This is a genomic window from Streptococcus infantis (genome assembly GCF_001579645.1).
GTDB classification, from domain to species: Bacteria; Bacillota; Bacilli; order Lactobacillales; family Streptococcaceae; genus Streptococcus; species Streptococcus infantis_E.
On the sequence record NZ_KQ970822.1, the window covers coordinates 39,784 to 60,731 of the forward strand.

Genomic DNA, 20,948 nt, shown 5'->3' on the forward strand with positions numbered 1-20,948 from the left:
GTATGTGCGGTTCTGGATGATCGTCAATTTGCATCGTTTGTCTCCTTTCTTTGTTTCAAAACAGCAGAAAGTCCTGCCATAAAATGGCAGGACTAAAAAACTTATTGTCTGTTTTCGTTCAAGCTTTAACTCCATAGGGCGATGTAATGAGCTTAGTCTTGACCTTCGCGACCAGGACTGTTGACCAACGAGTAGTGTCTCCACTGCTTTGCGGTAGTCATCCGTATCCCTATGGTAGCCTCACCTACCGTTTTCGCCTTTCAGTATAAACCTTTAACTAGTAAAAGTCAACGATTTATCTCATTTTTCTTAGATTACGATTAATTCTTTTGGAGCAAGGGTTAATAACTCACAACCTGTATCTGTAATCAGGATATCATCTTCGATACGAACCCCGTATTTACCTTCAATATAAATACCAGGCTCATCCGTCAAGACCATACCCGATTTGATGACTTCTTTGGAAGTTTGGCTAAAGTATGGCTCTTCGTGGATATCAAGTCCGATACCGTGTCCGATACCGTGTGTAAAGTATTGTCCATAGCCTGCTTCCACAATGATATCACGAGGGATCTTGTCAAAGTCACGGAAACCTAAGCCAGCCTTAGCTTGGTCAATCAATGCTTGGTTAGCCTTTAAAACAGTGTTGTAGATTTCTGCTTGTTCGTCGCTAACATGGCCTAGGTAGATGGTACGAGTCATATCACTCACATAATGCTCGTAAAGGCACCCAAAGTCCATAGTAATAGCTTCACCTAGTTCTACTGGCTTGTGCATTGGATGAGCATGGGGTTTAGAAGAGTTGATGCCGCTCGCTAGAATGGTATCAAAAGACAAGCCTGCCGCTCCCAGCTCACGCATACGGAAATCAAGGAAATTGGCAATTTCAATTTCAGTCTTCCCTGGCTTGATAAAGTCAAGGGCATCGTGGAAAGCTTGGTCTGATATTGAACAAGCCTTGCGAATCGTCGCAATCTCTGTTTCATCCTTAATCATGCGAAGCGCTTCAACAAACTGTGTCTGAGGAATTAATTCCAAACCTTCAAAAGCGGCTTGCATGCGGTGGTAATAAGAAACCGAGATTTCGTCTTCAAACCCGATACGAGAAAGTCCCATGTCTTTCGCAATTTTTGCGATAGTAGCCAACTCGTCACGTTCCGCAAAAATCTCAAAACCAGTAACTTCCTGCTTAGCAGCGATGATATAGCGGGCATCCGTCACCAAAATTTGACGGTCACGACTGATAAAGACTGTTCCATTTGAACCCCAAAATCCTGTCAAATAGTAGACATTTTTAAGGTTATTGATAATGATTCCATCTAGTTCTTTTTCTTGCATTTTATCGAGAAATGCTTGCACACGTTTATTCATGATGTAACTTTCCTTTCAAATACTGTCCTGTATAGCTTGCTTCATTGCCAGCTACTTCCTCTGGAGTTCCTGTTGCAATGATGGTACCACCACCAACACCGCCTTCTGGACCTAAATCGATGATATGGTCTGCTGTTTTGATGACATCTAGATTGTGCTCAATCACGAGAACTGTATTACCATCATCTACAAAGCGAGACAAGACCTTCAGTAGACGCGCGATATCCTCGGTATGAAGACCAGTTGTCGGTTCATCAAGAATGTAGAAGGATTTACCGGTCGAGCGCTTATGGAGTTCACTGGCCAGCTTCATACGTTGAGCCTCTCCGCCAGAAAGTGTCGTAGCTGGTTGGCCCAAGGTCACATAGCCTAGACCAACATCTTTGATAGTCTGGAGTTTGCGTTGAATTTTCGGAATGTGTTTGAAGAATTCTACCGCATCGTTGACGGTCATATCTAAAACTTGCGAGATATTCTTTTCCTTATAATGAACTTCCAGCGTTTCACTGTTATAGCGAGTTCCATGGCAGACTTCACAAGCTACGTATACGTCTGGCAAGAAGTGCATCTCAATCTTGATAATCCCGTCACCTGAGCAGGCCTCACAGCGACCACCCTTAACATTGAAGCTGAAACGCCCCTTCTTGTAGCCTCGAATCTTGGCTTCATTGGTTTGGGCAAAAAGGTCTCGAATGTCATCGAAAACACCTGTATAGGTTGCAGGATTGGATCTTGGTGTTCTTCCAATAGGACTCTGGTCAATGTCAATCAGACGATCGATATGCTCAATCCCTGAGATAGTCTTAAACTTTCCAGGTTTATCTGAATTGCGATTGAGTTTTTGAGCAATGGCTTTTTTGAGAATACTGTTAATGAGTGTCGACTTCCCTGAACCAGAGACCCCTGTCACCGCAATGAATTTCCCGAGTGGGAAGCGAGCGGTGATATTTTGTAGGTTGTTTTCACGCGCTCCAGTCACCTCAATAAAGCGACCATTTCCTACACGGCGTTCTGACGGCACTGGAATCGCACGTTTTCCTGATAGATACTGTCCTGTAATGGATTTACTGTTGCGAGCCACCTGCTTAGGCGTTCCTGCTGCTACAATTTCTCCACCAAAGACTCCCGCACCAGGGCCGACATCTATCAGATAATCAGCCTCTCGCATGGTATCTTCATCGTGTTCTACTACGATAAGAGTATTCCCCAAATCACGCATCTTTTTCAGACTGGCAATCAGGCGATCATTGTCCCTCTGGTGAAGACCGATTGACGGCTCATCCAAGATATAAAGGACTCCAGAGAGATTGGAACCAATTTGAGTTGCCAAGCGAATACGCTGACTCTCCCCTCCTGATAGGGTTCCTGCTGAACGAGAAAGCGTCAAATAGTTAAGACCGACATTATTGAGGAAGGTCAAGCGGTCCTTGATTTCTTTAAGAATTGGACGAGCAATAATGGCTTCGTTTTTTGAGAGGGTCAACTGATCAATAGCTTCCAAATGGTCTGCGATGGAGAGGTCTGAAATTTCTCCGATATGGAGTCCTTTTTCTCCCCCTACTCGAACAGATAAGGCCTGGTCATTGAGGCGATAACCGTGACAGGTGCCACAAGTTAGCTCATTCATATAAAGGCGCATTTGTGTGCGGGTGTAGTCGCTATTGGTTTCATGGTAACGACGCTTGATATTCCTTATAACACCTTCAAAAGGAATGTCGATATCTCGAACTCCACCGAATTCATTTTCATAATGGAAATGGAATTCCTTACCATCTGAACCATAGAAAATGAGATGCTTGTCCTCCTCCGACAAGGCCTCAAAAGGAGTATCCATGTCCACCCCAAAGGCTGTCATAGCTTGTTCCAGCATATTTGGATAATAGTTAGAAGAGATAGGATTCCAAGGTGCTAAGGCTCCCTCACGAAGGGTCTTGCTAGCATCTGGTACGACTAAGTCCGTATCAACCTCTAGCTTGATCCCCAAACCATCACACTCACTACAAGAACCAAACGGAGCATTGAAGGAGAAGAGACGAGGTTCTAGCTCTGGAACTGTAAATCCACAAACTGGACAAGCATAGTGTTCTGAAAAGAGCATCTCTGAATCATCCATGGTATCGATAACTACATAACCTTCCGCAATACGAAGGGCTGCTTCAATCGAATCAAAGAGACGACTACGGATACCTTCCTTGATGATAATACGGTCTACCACCACATCGATGTTGTGTTGTTTATTCTTTTCAAGTTCAGGAACTTCGGTCACATCATAGACAACCCCATCAACACGGACACGAACGTAGCCATCCTTTTGAATCTTTTCAATCAGCGTCTTATGCTGCCCTTTTTTCTTACGAATGACAGGCGCTAAAATCTGCAAGCGCTGGCGTTCTGGCAATTCCAAAACCTTGTCTACAATCTGCTCTACAGACGAAGCCTTGATAGCCCCATGTCCGTTGATACAGTATGGTGTTCCTACACGAGCATAGAGGAGACGGAGATAGTCGTTGATTTCCGTCGTTGTCCCAACCGTTGAGCGTGGATTTTTACTAGTCGTTTTCTGGTCAATGGAAATGGCAGGGCTAAGACCATCGATAGAGTCCACATCTGGTTTCTCCATATTCCCTAAGAACTGACGAGCGTAGGCTGATAGACTCTCTACATAGCGACGTTGCCCTTCTGCATAAAGGGTATCAAAGGCAAGACTGGACTTGCCCGAACCCGACAGCCCCGTCACCACAACTAGCTTGTCACGTGGAATTTCCACATCTATATTTTTTAAATTATGGGCGCGTGCCCCATGGATGACAATCTTATCTTGCATGTTACTTCTTTCTAGTCCATTGTTGCTTTCCATTATACCAAAAAAAGTGAAATTCTATTACCAAAAAAGCCGATTTTGTAGTATAATAGTACGGTGTCAAAAATCACTTTATACTCAATGAAAATCAAAGAGCAAACTAGGAAACTAGCTGCAGGCTGTACTTGAGTACGGCAAGGCGACGTTGACGCGGTTTGAATTTGATTTTCGAAGAGTATTAACACAGAATAGATTAGGAAAGGATCGGAGATATGAAACAAGTCTTTCTCTCAACGACAACTGAATTTAAAGAGATCGATACGCTCCAGCCGGGCACTTGGATCAATCTCGTCAATCCTACTCAAAGCGAATCGATGGAAATCGCCTCGGCCTTTGATATTGATATCGCCGATCTCCGTGCACCGCTCGATGCGGAAGAGATGTCACGTATCACCATCGAAGATGAGTACACCTTGATTATCGTAGACGTCCCAATCACAGAGGAAAGAAACAACCAGACCTACTACGTGACCATTCCCTTGGGGATTATCCTCACAGAAGAGGCTATTATTACCACTTGTTTGGAGCCTCTACCACTTCTTGATGTCTTTATCAATCGTAGGCTTCGAAATTTCTATACCTTCATGCGTTCGCGCTTCATCTTCCAAATCCTATACCGCAATGCGGAGATTTACCTAACCGCCCTCCGTTCAATCGAACGTAAGAGTGAGCAGATTGAGAGTCAACTTCACAAATCTACTCGAAACGAAGAATTGATCGAACTCATGGAGTTGGAAAAGACCATCGTCTACTTCAAAGCTTCTCTGAAAACAAATGAGCGCGTGATTAAAAAATTGACCAGTGCGACTAGCAATATCAAGAAATACCTCGAAGATGAAGACTTACTGGAAGATACCTTGATTGAAACGCAACAGGCCATCGAGATGGCGGATATCTATGGAAACGTCCTTCATTCTATGACAGAGACCTTTGCCTCTATCATTTCAAACAACCAGAACAATATCATGAAAACCTTGGCCCTCGTGACCATCGTTATGTCTGTGCCGACCATGATTTTCTCAGCCTACGGAATGAACTTTAAGGATAATGAAATTCCTTTAAACGGAGAACCGCACGCTTTCTGGCTCATCGTCTTTATCGCCTTTGCTATGAGTGTTTCCCTCACTCTTTACCTCATCCATAAAAAATGGTTCTAAACAGGAGTTATTATGTCACAGATTGATTTAAAAGAATTAACAAAGAAAAACCAGGAATTTATCCATATTGCAACCCAGCAATTTCTCAAGGACGGCAAAACAGATGCTGAAATCAAGGCTATCCTTGAAGAAGTCATTCCTCATATCCTTGAAGAGCAACCAAAGGGAGTGACAGCACGTTCTATCTACGGAGCACCAACTCACTGGGCTCATAGCTTCAGCGAAAAAGAGCAATACGAAAAAGAACATCCAAAAGAAAACGACGATCCAAAATTGATGATGTTGGATTCAGCCCTTTTCATCACAGGATTATTTGCAGTAGTTAGCGCCTTGATGAGCTTCTTCTCAAACCAACCTGTGGCCTACGGATTGGTAACACTTATCAGTGTAGGGGCCTTTGGTGGAGTTGCCTTTTACCTGCTCTACCACTTCATCTACCGCTACTACGGACCAGATACTGACCGTAGCCAACGCCCACCATTCTGGAAATCACTTTTGGTTATGTTAGCAACCATGTTTGCCTGGGTCTTCATCCTCTTCTTGAGTAATTTCCTTCCACAAGCCATCAACATCAGCCTCCCACCACTTGTTTTATTGGTGATTGGAGGAGCTCTCCTTGCCCTACGTTTCTACCTCAAGAAACGTTTCAACATCAAGAGCGCAAGTGCAGGACCAGCTAGATATTAAGATAAATTCAAAAGCCCACATCGAGCGGTTGCTTTTTGCTTACTTTCTTGATCTAAAAGCCTTTTTCTGATTCTAATTCTTGTTGTTTCCCCTCATCTTTTGTGATAAAATAGGCTCAATCTATTTCTCGGAGGATAAGATATGGTTTCTACTATTGGTATTGTGAGCTTGTCTAGTGGCATTATCGGAGAGGACTTTGTGAAACACGAAGTGGACTTGGGTGTCCAACGTCTCAAGGACTTGGGACTCAAGCCTATCTTTTTACCTCATTCACTAAAAGGCTTAGACTTTGTAAAAGAACATCCTGAAGCTCGTGCAGAGGATTTGATTCAGGCCTTTTCTGATGATAGTATCGACATGATCCTATGCGCCATTGGTGGAGACGATACCTACCGCTTACTACCTTATCTTTTTGAAAATGACCAACTACAAAAGGTTATCAAACAAAAAATTTTTCTTGGCTTCTCGGATACGACCATGAACCATCTCATGTTGCATAAACTAGGAATCAAGACTTTTTACGGTCAATCATTTCTAGCAGACATTTGTGAATTAGACAAAGAAATGTTGCCATATAGCCTCCACTACTTTAAAGAATTGATTGAGACTGGAAAAATCTCAGAAATTCGCCCTAGTAACGTTTGGTATGAGGAACGGACTGATTTTAGTCCCAAGGCTCTGGGAACACCTCGTGTCAGTCATGTAAATAATGGTTTTGAGTTGTTACAAGGAACTGCCCAGTTCGAGGGGAAAATTCTCGGTGGTTGCCTCGAATCCCTCTACGATATCTTCGATAGCTCTCGGTACGCAGATAGCACAGACCTCTGCCAAAAATACAAACTTTTCCCTAACTTGTCAGACTGGGAAGGAAAAATCCTCTTGCTAGAAACAAGCGAAGAAAAGCCTGAGCCTGAAGAATTCAAAAAGATGTTGCGGACTTTAAAGAACACTGGTATATTCGAGATCATCAGTGGACTCCTGGTCGGAAAACCTATGGATGAAACCTTCTATGACGACTATAAGGAAGCACTATTGGATATCATTGACAACAATATCCCGATTATCTATAATCTGAATGTTGGCCATGCCACACCAAGAGCCATTGTTCCCTTTGGAGTCCACGCGTATGTAGATGCAACGGAGCAAGTCATTCACTTTGACTATAACAAAGAAAGAGAGTGGGACAGAAATCGGTAATTCGTTAGAATTCGATTTCGTCGTCCCACCTCCGCACAGTTGAGTAGGGCTGTAAAAGCTGATGAAATCCGCGTAGTAGAGCCCACTCAACCACTGCGTCTTGCTCGACAATCCATAGACAATTGAGAGGCTAGGACTTTTGTCCCAGCCTCTTTTTCTCATTATTATTACTGGCATTTTCATCACATACTACTGATAGCTAAAATGATCAAGGAGAGGCTATTCCCTAACATGTGAACAAATAGGGGATAGTAAATATTCTCCTTTTCTTTCACATAAATAATAGAAAAGGTAAGCCCACCACCTAGGTATCCGACTGCACCAATCCACTCTGATAAACTTACATTATGCATATGAGTTAGAGCAAAGACAAGTCCTACCAGAAAAATGCTTAGCCAAGTTGACAGTTTTTTCTGCAGGTGATGCAATAACAGTTGACGGAAAAAGAGCTCTTCCACCAAAGGTCCAATGATACAGGCGAAAACCGCTATCAGTATTGGTTGCTCTTGAAAGCTGCTTTGAATATTCGACTGATTTAGACCTTGTCCATCCAGTCCCAAAAACCGTCTCAACATCTCTGATACAAAGCCAAAGACAACAGTCATCAGAATGAGAAAGAGCCAGCCTTTTAAAACGCCAAAGAAGAATTTTCTCTTAGTTTTTCTAATCTCATTCCATTGTTGGATTAATTTATCCTTGAACAAGAAAGAGCCATATAGAGCTAATACTACATAGACTAGATATTCTAGATAATTCGCAATGGCAGATGGCATCACAGAAGCCAGCAATTTATCACCATCAAACACAAAAAGAACTGTATAGAGAATCGAAAAAATCAGAATTCCCTTATATTTGTTAGACATCATTTAAGACCCTTCCATTCACAATCATTCTCATGGTCATCAACCAACCCTGCAGCCTGTAGAAAGGACAAAACAGCGACTGGTCCAGTAAACTTAAAGCCTCGTTTTTTGAGTTCCTTGGATAATGTCTCAGATAAGGCCGTCTTGGCAGGGGCTTGGGCATAGTCAGGAACATCATTGGTGATGGTTTTACCATCTACAAAAGACCAGAGATAGGCATCAAAAGTTCCGAATTCTGCCTGAACTTGTAGAAAGGCCTGGGCGTTGGCACGTGTCGCAAATATCTTGGCACGGTTGCGAATGATGGCCGGATTATCCATCAAAGCTTCCAATTCTTCATCAGTCATGTCCGCAACATCTTGAACTTGATAGTCATGAAAAGCTTCCCGAAAGGCTTGTCGTTTATTGAGCACCGTTTCCCAAGATAGTCCAGCCTGATAGGTTTCCATGCAAAGCAACTCAAAAAGAGCTTGGTCATCATGGAGAGGTTGCCCCCACTCTTCATCGTGGTAGGCTACATACAGAGGGTTGTTCATTTTAACCCAGCCACAGCGTTTTGGCATAGAAATCTCCTATTTCACCAACATCTTAAGGGCCGACTTGATATAATTCTCTGCTGTATCTGTCGTTCCTTCAAAGAATTTCTTAATTTTCTTGAGCTCTGTTGCCTTGTAGCCCAGTGCCAACATGGCTTCCATAGCCTCTTCCAGTTCTTGGTTGTCACTGCTAGATGGAGCTGTAGTCTTAGCAGGGAGATCATCTCCTGCCACAACCACCTTACCTTCTAGGTCCAGAACCATCTGTTGGGCTGTTTTTTTGCCAATCTTCGGAAACTTGGTCAAGTAGGTAATGTTCTTGGTCTCGATAGCTTGGACGAGGCCAGCATTGTCATCAGCTGCAATGATAGCCAGAGCAGAAACAGGGCCAATGCCAGAGACCGAAATCAAGCTGAGAAAGAGCTTTTTCTCGTCTTCTGAACGAAAGCCGTAAAGCAGATGAGCATCTTCGCGGACAACTTGATGCACATAGATTTGCGCTTCTTGATTGACTTGTCCTGAGTAAGCATAAGGGTTAGCTACATGCAGAATGTAGCCGATACCGTTAACTTCTAGAACGATGTATTTAGCAGTAATTTTGGTAATAATACCCTTTAGATATTCGTACATAATTTTCCCTTCAATTTATACTCAATGAAAATCAAATCTAAACTAGGAAGTTAACCGTAGGCATAACTTTAGTTAGGCAAGGTAAAGCTGACGAGGTTTAGAGAGATTTTCGAAGAGTATTAGTATTTACCTAGTTCTCGTAGGCTAGTGTGATTTTCCTGAATGCGACGGAACATCTTTTCCATGTCTGACTTGGTAAAGTGGACCAAAACAGGACGTCCGTGCGGACAGTTGTATGGGTTGTCACATTGAGAGAGCTGATAGAGGAGTTGTCTAGCTGAGTGGTCATCGATACGATGATTGGCCTTGATGGAACGCTTGCAGGACATCATAATCGCCAGCTCTGCTCGGTATTTCTTGATCGAAACTTCCTTAGTCAAAAGGAGCATATCACACATCTCATAGATACCAGACTCGATTTCCTCTTCTGCCATCCAAATCGGATGTTCCCGTAGGATAAATTGATTCTCTCCGTACTCTGATAGAAAGACACCAACTTCCTCTAAGAGATACATTCTTTCCTTGAGACGAAGGGCATCATCTGCAGGAAATTCAAAGATATAAGGCACTAGGAGTTGCTGCTGGCTCTGGTCAACATTGCCAATGCTCTCACGGTACTCCTCATACTTAACCCGTTCCTGAGCTGCGTGTTGATCTATGATGTAAAGTCCATCTCGACCTTGGGCAAAGAGATAAGTTCCGTGCATTTGCCCGAAAAATTCCAACTCTGGGAAACTCGAAGATTCTTCTCGTTCTAGCTTATCATAGGCCTTATCCAGACTAGCTAGATCTAACTCTGGATGGTCCAGTTGGTCGTAGCTGACAGGCTTTCTCTCTGCAAAATGCAGTTTGGCTGGTTTGGTTATCTGGTCTAAGGCTTCCTTAGCAAAGAGGTTCAAATCCTGCTTCTCTTCTGTTAAGTTTACCTGATGGTCTGCTACCTCAGCTTGAGTCGGTCTTGTCGGTTCACTTTTTTCATAGTAGAGCGTATTTTCTCTCAGTGGCAAAGTCGTTTGCTCTACTTTTTCACGATTGCGTACGGTAGATTTGGCAAGATTTTCCAAGGCGTCTGGAATCAAAGTCTGTTCCTTGAGACTCTTTGCGATAGCTTCTGAAACCAGCGCCATCAGCTCTCTTTCCTTGGAAATCCGCACTTCTTGCTTGGTTGGATGCACATTGACATCTGCTAGATAAGGATCGATATGAATGTGAATAACGGCTAGTGGAAAACGCCCCACCATGAGCTTACTACCATAGCCATCTAAAATAGCTCGATTGAGTAGGAAGTTTTTGATATAACGGCCATTGATAAAAAGGCTGATGTAGTTGCGATTAGCACGTGTTAATTCAGGCAATGAGACAAAGCCTGAAATTTCAAAATCTAGGTCCGAATTTTCAATCTCAACCATCTTTTTGGCACTGGCTAAACCATAGATTCCAGCAATGGCTTGGCGCAGTTGACCCGTACCAGCTGTTCGTGTCATTTCCTTGCCATCACTAATCAGGCTAAAGGAAATCTCAGGGTGGGCCAAGCCTAGACGGTTAACGATATCGATGATATGAGACAACTCCGCCTGCTGGCTCTTCATATACTTGAGACGAGCTGGTGTGTTGAAAAAGAGATCCTCCACACAAATCTTGGTCCCAACAGGACTGGTCGCAGGGATGATTTCTTCAACTTCTCCCCCACGAGCCACTAGCTTGGTCCCGTGACTTGCTCCATCCACTGCTGTCAAAAGAGTCAGTACACTAACAGATGCGATAGAAGGCAGAGCTTCACCACGAAAACCAAGTGTTCGAATCCGAAAAAGATCCGCTTGATTCTTAATCTTACTAGTAGCATGACGGCGGAGAGCCAACTCGACTTCATCGTGGGCAATCCCGTGACCATTATCGGTAATTTGGATTTTCTTAAGGCCAGCTTCTTCAATTTCAACGATAATCTGGCTTGAGCCAGCATCGATAGCATTTTCAACCAACTCTTTAACAACGCTAGCAGGACGCTCGATAACTTCTCCTGCTGCGATCTGGTTGGCCAATACTTCTGGCAATTCAATAATATGAGACATCTTTCAGCCCCTTTCTTAACGATTTTTATTCTATTTCTTTGAAAATATGCTAGTGCTATTATACCATATTTCACTCGTTTCCAAAAAAGTCCGAGTAGCAACTTTCTTCCCGATTTTACTAGGTTATTTACCAAGTTTGTGGTACAATAGGTAGAAACAATATTTTATAAAGGAGAAAAGACACATGCACATTTTTGATGAGCTAAAAGAGCGTGGTTTGATTTTTCAAACGACTGATGAAGAAGCTTTGCGTAAAGCCCTAGAAGAAGGTCAAGTTTCTTATTATACTGGCTACGATCCAACTGCTGACAGCCTTCACCTAGGCCACCTTGTCGCTATCTTGACAAGTCGTCGTTTGCAGTTAGCAGGTCACAAACCTTATGCGCTCGTTGGCGGTGCTACTGGTCTCATCGGAGATCCGTCCTTCAAAGATGCTGAGCGTAGTCTCCAAACAAAAGACACAGTAGATGGCTGGGTCAAGTCTATCCAAGGACAACTTTCTCGCTTTCTTGATTTTGAAAATGGTGAAAATAAAGCTGTCATGGTCAACAACTACGACTGGTTTGGCAGCATCAGCTTCATTGACTTCCTCCGCGATATCGGAAAATACTTCACTGTCAACTACATGATGAGCAAGGAGTCTGTTAAAAAACGGATTGAAACAGGGATTTCTTACACAGAATTTGCCTACCAAATCATGCAAGGTTACGACTTCTTTGTCCTTAACCAAGAGCACAATGTAACCCTGCAAATCGGTGGTTCTGACCAATGGGGAAATATGACAGCTGGTACAGAATTGCTTCGTCGTAAGGCTGACAAAACTGGTCACGTAATCACTGTTCCACTCATCACAGACGCAACTGGTAAGAAATTTGGTAAATCTGAAGGGAACGCTGTTTGGCTCAACCCTGAAAAGACTTCTCCATACGAAATGTATCAATTCTGGATGAATGTTATGGACGCTGACGCTGTTCGCTTTTTGAAAATCTTTACTTTCTTGTCACTTGATGAGATTGAAGACATCCGCAAACAATTTGAAGCAGCTCCACACGAACGTTTGGCTCAAAAAGTCCTCGCTCGTGAAGTAGTAACACTTGTACATGGAGAAGAAGCTTACAAAGAAGCCCTTAACATCACTGAGCAACTCTTTGCTGGAAACATCAAAAACCTTTCTGTCAAAGAACTCAAACAAGGACTTCGTGGCGTGCCAAACTACCAAGTACAAGCAGACGAAAATCACAACATCGTTGAACTTCTTGTGTCTTCTGGCGTGGTTAACTCAAAACGCCAAGCCCGTGAAGACGTACAAAATGGAGCTATTTACGTCAACGGTGACCGTATCCAAGACCTTGACTATGTCTTAGGAGATGCAGATAAGTTAGAGAGCGAACTCACTGTTATCCGACGTGGGAAGAAAAAATATTTTGTATTGACTTACTAAACTGTTCAACATTTACCTATAAAAAAAGGAGTTAACCTCGAGAAAGGTAACTCCTTTTTGTTGTTGATAACCATATCTATCTAGCCTTAATAGACAGGCTACGCAGTACAATACGTAAGGTTGTTAGATTATGTAAGATAGAGAGATTTGAAGGACTGAGCCAATTAAACAAGCCAAAGCCAATCAAACTACTATTTACGATAACGGTATCTTGAATATTCTTCTTGATGAGTGTTTGCAAAGATGATGATAGCCAATCCAACTCTTGGAAGAAATCCAAGCGATTATCTAACAATAAGATATCGCTCATCTGCTTAGAAATGTCTGCACTCTCATTCATCACCACACCGATATCTGATAGGGTTAGAGCTGCTGAGTCATTCAATCCATCTCCAACCATCAAAATAGTGTGACCTGCTTTCTGCAGTTCCTCTACTAGCTCAAATTTCCCATCAGGTTTCAAGTCTGTATAGACCTGATCAAAGGGCAAATCTTTGACTAATTCCTCTGTTCTAACCAAGGTGTCCCCTGTTGCCAGAATCAATTTTTTCCCTTGTGCCTTAAGTTTCTCCAAGGCTGCTTTTGCTTCTTTTCTCAAAGGAGTATGAATGCAGAACATTCCAATCAATTCATTCTGGTAGGCTAAGAATAAGAGATTGTAGTGACTCTTGTACTCTTCAATTAAAGCATTTTGTTCTGAACTGATATGAATCTGTTCATCCTGCATCAAGACATAATTCCCAATAAGAACTGGTTGACCATCTATATGAGATTTGATCCCCTTACTTGCGATATATTGGAGTTTCCCATGCATTTCCTCATGTTCAATTCCCTCTATCTCGGCTTGCTTGACGATGGCATTAGCAATAGGATGATAAATGTGTTCCTCAAGACAGGCACTGATTCTGAGAATATCTTCCTCACTATTGTCTCCAAAAGGTAACACCTTTTCAACTATCGGATAGCTAGTTGTGATCGTTCCCGTCTTATCAAACAAGAAAGTATCAACTTCCAGGTATTTCTCCAGAACATCTCCATCCTTAATCACCATTTCACGGTTCAACCCCTCCTTGATAGCTGTCAAATAAGCTACAGGAGTAGAGATTTTCAAAGCGCAGGAGAAATCGACCAATAGGAAAGAGATAGCCTTAGAAAAAGAACCCGTTAATAGGTAAGTCAGCCCAGCCCCCAAGAAATTATATTTGACGACCTTGTCCGCCATCTTGATGAAATAGCGTTGTTTCGTTTTCTTGTTTTCTTCAGATTTTTTCATCAACTCAATCAGTTGTAAAATCCGGCTGTTCATCTGATTATCGGTTACACGAATGCGTAACTCTCCAGTTTCTAATACTGTATTTGCACAAACCAAATCAGACTCTCTTTTTTCAACTGGAAAACTCTCTCCCGTCAAGGAACTTTCGTTGACCATACCTAAACCTGAAACTACTTGTCCATCAAATAGAATTTCATTTCCTTGAGATAAGACCAAGACATCTCCTATTTGAACATCGGAACTCTTGATACTAACAACCGTATCGCCCTGTACTAAGAATACATCGCTCTCTTTTGCAAGAAGGCTTTGTTCTAAATCTGTTGCAGTTTTTTTCAAAGACCACTGATCTAAATGATTCCCCAAATCAAGCATAAACATGATATTACTTGCCGTCTTGGATTGGTTCATAAATAAGGACAATAAAATCGCTGAACAGTCCAAGACCTCCATCGTTAGTTCCTTACGCGCTAGAGTCTGATAGGCTTCTCTAACATAACCCAAAGCCTGATAACAAGTCCATATATAGCGAATAGGAAACGGTACAAGACTACGAAAAAGCACACGCTTAATCGCTGCACCTGAAACAATAGAATAAGCACTCTCTTCTCTACGAATGGGAAGAGTCATCAACTCAGAAACTTTCCCTTTATCAATTCTTTTTAAAAAGGCTTCTGCATTATCTAATACAGAAAAGCCTTCTTTTATACGTAGAGTAAAGTGCTGTTGATCCATGTAAAACTGGATAGACTCAATCCCCTTTTCATCTCTCGCCAAGGAACGAAGATAGTCTTGAATATCCAAGGTGAGTGAAAAAGAAGATGATAGTCGGATATGTTGGTATCCTCTATGTAGCACTTTAAAAGACATATTATTCACCTATAAGGCTATCTAATTGCTCTTCTTTTTTCTCTTGCTCGTACAAATATTTGGCATCTTGCAAGACATCGTCTCCATGTTGCTTCACAACAGAAACAGATGCATCTAGCTCGTCTTTCAACTTGTAAGCCTTAGCCAAAGCTTTAGAATAACCTTTTTTAGCTTCCTTACTTGCCAAGATTTTCAAACCAAGGGTACCAAATGCGACACCACCCAAAAAGAGTGATGATTTTTTCGCAACTTTTGCGACGCTTAATACTTCTTTTAACATACTTATTTCCTCCTTATCATTATTATATAGCAATTTAGATATAAAAGCAATTTCATTCTATAAATTGGAGAATTAGTTTTATTTCTACTGAATCTCCCATCTACTTATTCCTAAAGTTGCTTTCATTTGCCTCTTTTGATACACTTAAACTATGAATACAAACCTCAAACCCAAACTCCAGCGTTTTGCTTCTGCTAGTGCCTTTGCCTGTCCTATCTGCCAAGAAAATCTGACCTTGGTAGAATCTAGTCTCAAGTGCACCAATCGCCATTCTTTTGACCTAGCAAAATTCGGCTATGTCAATCTAGCCCCTCAAATCAAACAATCCGCCAACTACGACAAGGAAAACTTTCAAAACCGCCAACAAATCCTAGAAGCTGGCTTTTACCAAGCTATTCTAGATGCCATCTCTGATTTAATTGCAAGTTCAAAAACTGCCAAAACAATTTTAGATATCGGCTGTGGTGAGGGCTACTACTCTCGCAAACTCCAAGAAGTGCACCCTGACAAGACCTTTTACGCCTTTGACATTTCAAAAGACTCGGTCCAAATCGCTGCTAAAAGTGAAACCAACTGGGCAGTCAACTGGTTCGTTGGTGACCTGGCTCGCCTTCCTATAAAAGACGCTAGCATGGATATCCTGCTTGATGTCTTTTCCCCTGCTAACTATGGTGAATTTAGCCGCGTTTTATCCAAAGACGGTGTCTTAATTAAGGTCATCCCAACTGAAAACCACCTCAAGGAAATCCGTCAAATGGTACAGAACCAGCTAACAAAGAAGGACTATTCTAACCAAGATATCAAGGAACACTTCCAGGAACATTTCAGCATCCAATCTAGTCAAATCGCTTCCCTGACCAAGTCTATCACCGTAGAGCAACGCCAAGCCTTGCTCAGCATGACGCCCCTGCTTTTTCATGTCGACCAGAGCAAGATTGATTGGAGCCAGTTAACTGAGATTACTATCGAAGCAGAGATTCTAGTCGGAAAAGCCCTGTAAACTAGTTTATGAGATAAAACCAAGCCCGCACCTCTTCTCGAGATGCGGGTTTAAAAAACAATTTTTAACTGTCTTTCCGAAAAGTCTTAAAAATTTTGACCTCTCCATTTATTTTCGATTCGAAATGAAAAATTTATCAATAAATAGCAAGTGATATAAGGCAAGCGAGGCCCCATAACAACATCCATGAAAAGAGATTTCTTGATGAGTCAATGGAAACGAAAAACTATTACCCATATAAAGGCATGACCAAATTACAAGAAGAATCCAAAATAAATCAGTCCATTTATATTTTGAAAAATATTTTTTCCACATAAAAACACCCTCTTTCTTTACTACAATACTATTATAATACTGTTTGTAAACGAATACAAGAAATTTGAGGTAATAGCTAATAAGAACCTGAGGTTTAAAGGTAGTACAACCAGCCTTCTTAGTGTCCTCTAGGTCTGATTTTTAAGTCTAGAAATTATTGACAAATTATTTTTTCTTTTGAGACCAGTCAACCTCAAATCCATAACATTCAAAAAAGCGAATTTCAATTGAAACTCGCTTTTTTGCTAGATATGTAATAACTATTAAATTTCATATCTTAGTTCAAGTGCCAGATATCTTCATTATACTGAGCGATTGTACGGTCAGATGAGAAGAATCCTGCTTTAGAAATGTTAACGATGACTTTATCCAACCATGCGTCACGATCTTCGTAGTCAGCAAGCATTTGCTCTTTCACTTTGATGTAGTCTTCCAAGTCAAGAAGAGTCATGAACCAGTCTTTGTTGATCAATTCGTTATAAAGACGTTCCAAGCGTTCAATCTTACCAACCGCAAGAACCGCATCGCTCACGATAAAGTCAACCAATGGTTTGATAGCTTCACGAGCGTAGAATTCGCTTGATTTGTAAGCTGACTTAGCGTAAAGGTCGATAACTGTTTCTGAATCTTCACCGAAGATGTAGATGTTTTCGTCGCCAACCAACTCAGCGATTTCCACGTTAGCACCGTCCATAGTACCAAGAGTCAAAGCTCCGTTCAACATGAATTTCATGTTACCAGTACCTGAAGCTTCTTTAGAAGCAAGTGAGATTTGTTCTGAGATGTCACATGCTGGGATCAAGAAGCTTGCTGCAGTAACGTTGTAGTTTTCAACCATAACCACTTGTAAGTGTGGTGCTACTTCTGGATCGTTAGCAATTACTTCTGACAAGCAAAGAATCAAGTGGATGATGTCTTGAGCGATTGTGTAGGCAGGAGCTGCTTTACCACCAAAGAATACTGTGATTGGACGAGCAGGGATGTTACCAGCCTTGATGTCAAGATATTTGTGGATCACATACAAAGCGTTCATTTGTTGACGTTTGTACTCGTGAAGACGTTTGATTTGGATATCAAAAATAGAGTTTGTATTGATTTCCACACCTTGGTGTTCTTTCAAGTGACGAGCCAATTTACGTTTGTTGTGAGCTTTGATGCTTTCCAATTTTTCTTTGACAGCAGCCTTGTCTTCGTATGAAAGAAGGTCTTCCAATTTAGAAGCTTCGTGGTGCCACTCGCGTCCAAGAATCTCATCCAAGTAGTGAGACAAGCTTGGGTTAGCATGCATGAGCCAACGACGGAATGTGATACCGTTTGTTTTGTTGTTGAATTTTTCTGGGTAGATATCGTAGAAAGCTTTCAACTCTGAGTTTTTCAAGATTTCAGTGTGAAGAGCCGCAACCCCGTTTACACTGTATCCGTAGTGGATATCCATGTGAGCCATGTGAACACGTCCGCTCTCATCGATGATTTGAACAGCTGGGTCTTTGTATTCTGCTTTAACACGACGGTCCAATTCTTTGATGATTGGTACCAAGTGAGGAACCACTTCTTCCAAGAATTCAAGAGGCCATTTTTCAAGGGCTTCCGCAAGGATTGTGTGGTTTGTGTAAGCAGTCATGCTACGAACGATAGAGATTGCTTCATCAAGTTCGATACCACGTTCAGTCAAAAGACGGATCAATTCAGGGATAACCATTGATGGGTGAGTATCGTTGATTTGTACAACTGCGTAGTCAGCAAGGTCGTGCAAGTTGCTTCCTTTTTCGATTGCTTCATCGATGATCAATTGCGCACCGTTTGAAACCATGAAGTATTGTTGGAAGATACGGAGCAATTCACCTTGTTTATCGCTATCGTCTGGGTAAAGGAAAAGAGTCAAGTTGCGAGCGATGTCTGTCTTGTCAAAGTTGATACCATCTTTGATGATTGAAGAATCAACTGAATCCAAGTCGAACAAACGCAAACGGTTTTTAGTAGCTGTTTTGTAACCAGGTACATCGATATCGTAAAGAGTAGATGTCAATGTAAAGTGTGCAAATGGCACTTGGTAGCTACGGCTTGAGCGTACCAACCAGTTTTGGTCAGTCAACCAAGCGTTAGGAATAGTTTCTTGTTGGTTGTTTTTAAGAACTTGTTGGAAAAGACCGAAGTGGTAGTTCAAACCAACACCGTCACCATTCAAACCAAGTGTAGCGATTGAGTCGATAAAGCAGGCTGCCAAACGTCCCAAACCACCATTACCAAGTGATGGTTCCAATTCTACTTCTTCAATTTCGATCAACTCTTTACCTGCATCAGCAAGTTCTTTTTTAACTTCGTCATAAAGACCAAGGTTAATCAAGTTATTTGACAAGAGTTTACCAATCAAGAACTCAGCTGAGATGTAGTAAACTTTTTTCTTACCAGTGTTGACTGGTTTTTGGCTGCTAGCAAGTTTGCTGTAGTTAAGAAGAGCAAGATAAAGCTCTTCGTTGCTACATTCTGCGATAGATTTATTGTAACGGTTTTGTACAAATTCTTTTAATGGTAACATTTTTTGTGTCTCCTGATAATGTCTTATTTCTTTAATTCTACCAAATTTTCATTGATTCGGCGATAAATTGTAGTCAAGTCAAGCAAAGTTTCTTCGACAGCAGGAGTCAATTGATCCTCTGTCATACGCCATGACCAGTTTCCACCAAGAGTAGATGGGAAGTTCATACGAGCTGAACCATCCAACTCTAGCAGGTCTTGCATGGTAGCGATAGCCATAAAGCTTACTGATGAGAAGGCTGTACGAAGCATTGCATGTACAACTGTTTCGTATTCCTTGCGGTTTGTATAGCGTGCCATGTACTCACGAGTTGGGTCGTCAATTTCATTGCGATACCAACCAAGAACAGTGTTGTTATCGTGTGTTCCTGTATACATAACTGAGTTGGCTGGTGCCAAGTGTGGGCTGTCGATACTTTCGTGCTCTGGGTTGAAGGCAAATTGAAGGACTTTCATTCCTGGGAATCCAGTGCGTTCACGTAGTTCAATAACTTCGTCAGTCATGAATCCAAGGTCTTCTGCGATGATGTTCAAGTCACCAAGTTCCTCTTTAACCGCTGCAAAGAGTTTGTAGTCAGGTCCTTTCACCCATTTACCAGGTGCTGCTGTTTCAGAACCAGCAGGAATTTCCCAGTAAGACTCAAATCCACGGAAGTGGTCGATACGAACGATGTCGTAGATTTTGAAGCTTTCACGCAAGCGTTCAATCCACCATTTGTAGCCGTCTTTGTCCATTGCTTCCCAGTCATAGATTGGGTTACCCCAAAGCTGACCAGTTGCAGAAAATTCATCTGGTGGGCATCCTGCGATGCAAGTCGCCTTACCGTTGACATCTGTCTTGAAGAGATGTGGATTTGCCCACATGTCGCTTGAATCTTCCGCTACATAGATAGGCATATCACCCACAATCTCGATGTGGTTTTCGTTAGCGTATGCTTTCAACTTCAACCATTGTTGGAAGAAAAGGTATTGGGTTACGCGGTGGTAAACAAGCTTGTCAGCTAATCTCTCACGGTAGCTTTCAAGAGTTGAAGCTTTACGAGCACGAGCATCTGCATCTGGCCATTCTGTCCAAGCAAGATTATCAAAATGCTCCTTGATTGCCATATACTCTGCAAATAGTTCAAGCCATGATTGATTTTCTTGAGCAAATTTTTCGAAGTCTTTGACATCTCCGATTTCAAAGAAACGTTTAACTGCTTTTTCAAGAAGAGGACGACGCGCATAATAAATCTTCGCGTAGTCTACTTCTTCTGGGTTGCTACCAAAGTCAATCCCTTCAAGATCACTAGCATCTAGTAAACCTTGCTCAACCAAGATATCAAGATCGATAAAGTGAGTATTCCCTGCAAAAGCTGAGAATGATTGGTAAGGAGAATCACCGTAACTAGTTGTTCCTAATGGAAGGATTTGCCAGTAACGTTGTTTGGTACGAACTAAGAAATCAACAAAGTCGTACGCACTTTTACCAAACGATCCAATCCCGTATGCTCCAGGAAGAGATGAGATGTGCATCAACACACCACTTTGACGTTTTTTCATAATAGCACCTCGCGTGTTTTGTAGTTAAGAGTTTCATATTTATATGCGCAAACGTTTGCGTCAACTCAAGTATAACCCATTTCTAAAATAATTGCAAGCGTTTGTAAAAAAACTTTTTCCAACTTTTTTCTGATTAAATTTTGAAATTCCCTATATTTTAATTTTTAAAATGATTTTCATTCGGCTTATTTTGATGCAATCGTTTGTCTATTCTTTGCTTTTTAGAATAAAGTTTATAAATCGTGAACTTTCTACTATATATAGCAATTGCAACTTGTTGGTAATTTTTAAGTTTTCTTTAATTTTTTTTAAAAAAAGACTTGCA

General features: G+C 41.7%; 16 protein-coding genes and 1 riboswitch. Of the genes, 5 read left to right on the forward strand and 11 right to left on the reverse strand.

Going from position 1 to position 20,948, the window contains the following annotated elements:
- Positions 1-102 precede the first annotated feature (102 nt).
- Positions 103-259: riboswitch (M-box (ykoK) riboswitch) on the reverse strand.
- A gap of 50 nt (positions 260-309) precedes the next feature.
- The gene (locus tag SINDD18_RS07475; RefSeq protein ID WP_061863676.1) at positions 310-1,371 is read right to left on the reverse strand and encodes a M24 family metallopeptidase; all 1,062 of its coding nucleotides are present in this window, start codon (positions 1,369-1,371) and stop codon (positions 310-312) included.
- The gene (uvrA, locus tag SINDD18_RS07480) at positions 1,364-4,195 is read right to left on the reverse strand and encodes an excinuclease ABC subunit UvrA (RefSeq protein ID WP_061863677.1); all 2,832 of its coding nucleotides are present in this window, start codon (positions 4,193-4,195) and stop codon (positions 1,364-1,366) included. Before uvrA ends, SINDD18_RS07475 begins: the two co-directional genes overlap by 8 nt.
- Before the next feature lie 248 nt (positions 4,196-4,443).
- Here uvrA and SINDD18_RS07485 point away from each other — a divergent pair, with 248 nt between their 5' ends.
- The 3 genes from SINDD18_RS07485 (at position 4,444) to SINDD18_RS07495 (ending at position 7,272) form a co-directional block, all read left to right on the forward strand.
- Positions 4,444-5,388, forward strand: a complete 945-nt coding sequence (locus SINDD18_RS07485; protein WP_061863678.1) for a magnesium transporter CorA family protein — start codon at positions 4,444-4,446, stop codon at positions 5,386-5,388.
- Positions 5,389-5,400: 12 nt separating this feature from the next.
- The gene (locus tag SINDD18_RS07490) at positions 5,401-6,075 is read left to right on the forward strand and encodes a DUF1129 domain-containing protein (protein WP_006146142.1); all 675 of its coding nucleotides are present in this window, start codon (positions 5,401-5,403) and stop codon (positions 6,073-6,075) included.
- 141 nt (positions 6,076-6,216) lie between these two features.
- Positions 6,217-7,272, forward strand: coding sequence for a S66 family peptidase (locus SINDD18_RS07495; protein WP_061863679.1), 1,056 nt, complete (start codon positions 6,217-6,219; stop codon positions 7,270-7,272).
- A gap of 182 nt (positions 7,273-7,454) precedes the next feature.
- Here the strand turns inward: SINDD18_RS07495 and SINDD18_RS07500 are convergent, their stop codons facing one another.
- From SINDD18_RS07500 to mutL, 4 genes are all read right to left on the reverse strand, one after another.
- On the reverse strand, positions 7,455-8,138 hold the full coding sequence (locus SINDD18_RS07500; RefSeq protein ID WP_061863680.1) for a CPBP family intramembrane glutamic endopeptidase: 684 nt from the start codon (positions 8,136-8,138) through the stop codon (positions 7,455-7,457).
- Positions 8,135-8,698, reverse strand: coding sequence for a DNA-3-methyladenine glycosylase I (locus SINDD18_RS07505; protein ID WP_061863681.1), 564 nt, complete (start codon positions 8,696-8,698; stop codon positions 8,135-8,137). Before SINDD18_RS07505 ends, SINDD18_RS07500 begins: the two co-directional genes overlap by 4 nt.
- 9 nt (positions 8,699-8,707) lie before the next feature.
- The gene (ruvA, locus tag SINDD18_RS07510) at positions 8,708-9,301 is read right to left on the reverse strand and encodes a Holliday junction branch migration protein RuvA (protein WP_061863682.1); all 594 of its coding nucleotides are present in this window, start codon (positions 9,299-9,301) and stop codon (positions 8,708-8,710) included.
- Positions 9,302-9,420: 119 nt separating this feature from the next.
- On the reverse strand, positions 9,421-11,370 hold the full coding sequence (gene mutL, locus SINDD18_RS07515; RefSeq protein ID WP_061863683.1) for a DNA mismatch repair endonuclease MutL: 1,950 nt from the start codon (positions 11,368-11,370) through the stop codon (positions 9,421-9,423).
- Positions 11,371-11,554: 184 nt separating this feature from the next.
- Here mutL and tyrS point away from each other — a divergent pair, with 184 nt between their 5' ends.
- On the forward strand, positions 11,555-12,811 hold the full coding sequence (gene tyrS, locus SINDD18_RS07520) for a tyrosine--tRNA ligase (protein ID WP_061863684.1): 1,257 nt from the start codon (positions 11,555-11,557) through the stop codon (positions 12,809-12,811).
- Between the two features lie 76 nt (positions 12,812-12,887).
- Here the strand turns inward: tyrS and SINDD18_RS07525 are convergent, their stop codons facing one another.
- A complete protein-coding gene (locus SINDD18_RS07525) occupies positions 12,888-14,951 on the reverse strand; it encodes a heavy metal translocating P-type ATPase (protein WP_061863685.1) in 2,064 nt (687 codons plus the stop codon).
- 1 nt (position 14,952) lies between these two features.
- On the reverse strand, positions 14,953-15,231 hold the full coding sequence (locus SINDD18_RS07530; RefSeq protein ID WP_000910903.1) for a DUF6110 family protein: 279 nt from the start codon (positions 15,229-15,231) through the stop codon (positions 14,953-14,955).
- A 151-nt stretch (positions 15,232-15,382) separates the two neighbouring features.
- Here SINDD18_RS07530 and SINDD18_RS07535 point away from each other — a divergent pair, with 151 nt between their 5' ends.
- The gene (locus SINDD18_RS07535) at positions 15,383-16,231 is read left to right on the forward strand and encodes a putative RNA methyltransferase (protein ID WP_061863686.1); all 849 of its coding nucleotides are present in this window, start codon (positions 15,383-15,385) and stop codon (positions 16,229-16,231) included.
- Positions 16,232-16,339: 108 nt separating this feature from the next.
- Here the strand turns inward: SINDD18_RS07535 and SINDD18_RS11605 are convergent, their stop codons facing one another.
- From SINDD18_RS11605 to malQ, 3 genes are all read right to left on the reverse strand, one after another.
- On the reverse strand, positions 16,340-16,546 hold the full coding sequence (locus tag SINDD18_RS11605; protein ID WP_061863687.1) for a hypothetical protein: 207 nt from the start codon (positions 16,544-16,546) through the stop codon (positions 16,340-16,342).
- 277 nt (positions 16,547-16,823) lie between these two features.
- On the reverse strand, positions 16,824-19,082 hold the full coding sequence (gene glgP, locus SINDD18_RS07545) for a glycogen/starch/alpha-glucan family phosphorylase (RefSeq protein ID WP_061863688.1): 2,259 nt from the start codon (positions 19,080-19,082) through the stop codon (positions 16,824-16,826).
- Positions 19,083-19,105: 23 nt separating this feature from the next.
- The gene (gene malQ, locus SINDD18_RS07550) at positions 19,106-20,623 is read right to left on the reverse strand and encodes a 4-alpha-glucanotransferase (RefSeq protein WP_061863689.1); all 1,518 of its coding nucleotides are present in this window, start codon (positions 20,621-20,623) and stop codon (positions 19,106-19,108) included.
- Between the last annotated feature and the right edge of the window lie 325 nt (positions 20,624-20,948).

Excerpts from the sequence above, each read along its gene's own strand:
- SINDD18_RS07475 (WP_061863676.1), bottom strand. The coding sequence starts at position 1,371 with ATGAATAAACGTGTGCAAGCATTTCTCGATAAAATGCAAGAAAAAGAA.
- uvrA (WP_061863677.1), bottom strand. The coding sequence starts at position 4,195 with ATGCAAGATAAGATTGTCATCCATGGGGCACGCGCCCATAATTTAAAA.
- SINDD18_RS07485 (WP_061863678.1), top strand. The coding sequence starts at position 4,444 with ATGAAACAAGTCTTTCTCTCAACGACAACTGAATTTAAAGAGATCGAT.
- SINDD18_RS07490 (WP_006146142.1), top strand. The coding sequence starts at position 5,401 with ATGTCACAGATTGATTTAAAAGAATTAACAAAGAAAAACCAGGAATTT.
- SINDD18_RS07495 (WP_061863679.1), top strand. The coding sequence starts at position 6,217 with ATGGTTTCTACTATTGGTATTGTGAGCTTGTCTAGTGGCATTATCGGA.
- SINDD18_RS07500 (WP_061863680.1), bottom strand. The coding sequence starts at position 8,138 with ATGATGTCTAACAAATATAAGGGAATTCTGATTTTTTCGATTCTCTAT.
- SINDD18_RS07505 (WP_061863681.1), bottom strand. The coding sequence starts at position 8,698 with ATGCCAAAACGCTGTGGCTGGGTTAAAATGAACAACCCTCTGTATGTA.
- ruvA (WP_061863682.1), bottom strand. The coding sequence starts at position 9,301 with ATGTACGAATATCTAAAGGGTATTATTACCAAAATTACTGCTAAATAC.
- mutL (WP_061863683.1), bottom strand. The coding sequence starts at position 11,370 with ATGTCTCATATTATTGAATTGCCAGAAGTATTGGCCAACCAGATCGCA.
- tyrS (WP_061863684.1), top strand. The coding sequence starts at position 11,555 with ATGCACATTTTTGATGAGCTAAAAGAGCGTGGTTTGATTTTTCAAACG.
- SINDD18_RS07525 (WP_061863685.1), bottom strand. The coding sequence starts at position 14,951 with ATGTCTTTTAAAGTGCTACATAGAGGATACCAACATATCCGACTATCA.
- SINDD18_RS07530 (WP_000910903.1), bottom strand. The coding sequence starts at position 15,231 with ATGTTAAAAGAAGTATTAAGCGTCGCAAAAGTTGCGAAAAAATCATCA.
- SINDD18_RS07535 (WP_061863686.1), top strand. The coding sequence starts at position 15,383 with ATGAATACAAACCTCAAACCCAAACTCCAGCGTTTTGCTTCTGCTAGT.
- SINDD18_RS11605 (WP_061863687.1), bottom strand. The coding sequence starts at position 16,546 with ATGTGGAAAAAATATTTTTCAAAATATAAATGGACTGATTTATTTTGG.
- glgP (WP_061863688.1), bottom strand. The coding sequence starts at position 19,082 with ATGTTACCATTAAAAGAATTTGTACAAAACCGTTACAATAAATCTATC.
- malQ (WP_061863689.1), bottom strand. The coding sequence starts at position 20,623 with ATGAAAAAACGTCAAAGTGGTGTGTTGATGCACATCTCATCTCTTCCT.